Source organism: Rhodoplanes roseus, assembly GCF_003258865.1.
Lineage (GTDB): Bacteria > Pseudomonadota > Alphaproteobacteria > Rhizobiales > Xanthobacteraceae > Rhodoplanes > Rhodoplanes roseus.
Window position 1 is genome coordinate 1 of the sequence record NZ_NPEX01000533.1, and the last position, 1872, is coordinate 1872.

Sequence of the window (1872 nt, forward strand, 5' to 3'; positions counted from 1 at the left end):
GCGTCGAGCCCGGGACCCATACCCCCGGTCTTCCGTGAGCCACCGGCACCGGGCGTATGGATTCCGGGCTCGCGAACCCGCGGTTCGCGCCCCGGAATGACTATGCCGCGGCGGCCTGGCGGCGGGCGCTGGCCGGGATCGGCAGCGGCGGATTGGCGCTCTTCAGCGTTTCCACCGTCATGAACACCATCTCGGAGTCGCCGATGTTCTCCAGATCGTGCACCTTGAACTCGCCCGGCCCGTAGGTCTCGTGCCGCGTCTCGCCGGGCTGGTAGGTGTAGTCCACCGTGGTGCCGTCCATCAGATGCTGCCGCCCGCGGCTCGCCGTCACGGCGGTCCAGAAATAGTCGAGGACATGGCGATGGAAGCCGATGCGCTCGCCCGGGGCCAGCCGGATCATCCACACCCGCACCGTTTCGGTCTCGGAGACGAGCTCGTGGCCGACGCAGCCGTTGGGCGACCGCGCCTCGCGCTCGAACTCCTGGCGGATGCCGGCCGGCCAGGCGGAGGTGTCGACGGCCGCGGCTTTCTTGTCCAGCATGGTCATGGCGCTGGTCGTTGCTGGCGTCGTTGCGTCCATGGGGGTCCTCCAGGTTATACGACTGACTATAACAACCGAACGCGGAGGGGGGAATGAGCGGTCCATCACGAGGACACGATGCCGGAAACGGCTCGGGCGGGCGGCGCGCCGTGATCGTCGGCGGCTCGATGAGCGGGCTGTTGACCGGTCTCCTGCTGCGCAAGCGCGGCTGGGAGGTCGACGTCTACGAGCGCGTGGCGAGCGAGCTGTCGGGCCGCGGCGCCGGTATCGTGGCGCAGGCGGATCTGATCGCGCGCCTCCGCGCCATCGGCCTCGACACGCACGATCTCGGCGTCGAGGTCACGACGCGGCAGATCCTCGAGGCCGACGGCCGCGTGGCGGACCGGCTCGAATGCGCCCAGACCCTGACGGCCTGGGAGCGGCTCTACCGGCTGCTGCGCGACGCGTTTCCGCCGGCCCGTTACCATCGCGGTCGCGGTCTCGCCGGCCTGGAGCAGACCGACGCGGGCGTCGTCGCACGCTTCGCCGACGGCGGCACGGCGCAGGCCGACCTGCTGGTCGGCGCCGACGGCATCCGCTCGACGGTGCGGCACGCCTGCGATCCCGCCATCGTGCCGCTCTATGCCGGCTACGTGGCGTGGCGCAGCCTTTTGGACGAGAGCGACTTCTCGCCCGCCGCCCGGGCGGATCTGTTCGAGCTGATGACGTTCTGCCTGCCGCCCGGCGAGCAGTTCCTGGGGTATCCAGTGGCGGGACCGGACGACGATCTGCGCCGCGGCCATCGCCGCTACAACATCGTCTGGTACCGTCCGGCCGACGAGGGCGGCAAGCTGCGCGAGCTGCTCACCGACGAGACCGGCACGACGCACGCGATCTCGATCCCGCCGCCGCTGCTGCGTCGCGCCGCGATCGCCGAGCTGATGGACGATGCGCGCCGGCTGCTGGCGCCGCAGCTCGCCGATCTGGTGGCGCTGATGGACGAGCCGATCCTCCAGCCGATCTACGATCTGGAGGCGAAGCGGCTGGCCTTCGGCCGGGTGGCGATCGTCGGCGACGCGGCCTGCGTGGCGCGGCCGCATGTCGCCGCTGGCGTCGCCAAGGCGGCCGACGACGCGGCCGCGCTGGTCGATGCGGTGGCCGAGGCCGACGATGTGCCGGCGGCGCTCCGCGCCTTCGAGGCGGCGCGCCTGCCGGTCAACCGCCGCATCGTCGAGCGCGCCCGTCATCTCGGCGCCTATCTGCAGGCGAGCCAGACCGCCGAGACCGGATGCAGCGATGCTCCGGTGCTGTACGAGCGCGGCCAGCGGGAGGTCTTCTGCGGGCTCACCGGC

Annotated in this window: 2 protein-coding genes; one reads left to right on the top strand and one right to left on the bottom strand. The window is 71.5% G+C overall.

The annotated features are described in order from the left end of the window. Positions 1-100 precede the first annotated feature (100 nt). Positions 101-580 carry a cupin domain-containing protein gene (locus CH341_RS31020; RefSeq protein ID WP_245431335.1) on the bottom strand — a complete coding sequence of 160 codons (480 nt, stop codon included), beginning with the start codon at positions 578-580 and terminating at the stop codon, positions 101-103. A 53-nt stretch (positions 581-633) separates the two neighbouring features. Here CH341_RS31020 and CH341_RS31025 point away from each other — a divergent pair. Further along, a partial coding sequence (locus tag CH341_RS31025; protein ID WP_146604704.1) for an FAD binding domain-containing protein occupies positions 634-1872 on the top strand: 1239 nt, incomplete at its 3' end.

Bases quoted from the DNA above. Each gene is read 5' to 3' on its own strand.
- CH341_RS31020 (WP_245431335.1), bottom strand. From the start codon at position 580: ATGGACGCAACGACGCCAGCAACGACCAGCGCCATGACCATGCTGGAC.